Source organism: Pseudomonas sp. 10C3 (assembly GCF_036346185.1).
GTDB lineage: Bacteria > Pseudomonadota > Gammaproteobacteria > Pseudomonadales > Pseudomonadaceae > Aquipseudomonas.
Genome location: NZ_JASJVE010000237.1, coordinates 1 through 230, shown reverse-complemented (window position 1 = coordinate 230; position 230 = coordinate 1). Strand labels below are relative to the sequence as shown.

Here is a 230-nt window from a genome sequence, read left to right as displayed (position 1 = left end):
ACGGCAAGGCCAGCGAAGACCTGAACAACTACACCCAGGCGTACGAGAAAGACCTGCAACAGGTCGGCGTACAGCGCAGCGATGTGGTGACCGTGGCCACCGCCGATACCACGCCAGTGGTCGCTCCGGCCAAGGGCAAGAAAGCCGTCAAGCCAGCCAAGAAGCCGGTGCTGCCGACAGTGCCAAAAGAAGCGGTAACCACCGAACGTAGCATCCAGACCGTGCAGGCC

The 230-nt window shown here is 62.2% G+C and carries 1 pseudogene; it reads left to right on the top strand.

The window, feature by feature from the left end:
- Positions 1 to 230, top strand: a pseudogene (locus tag QN399_RS26740) (type VI secretion-associated lipoprotein TagQ); the annotation flags it as partial.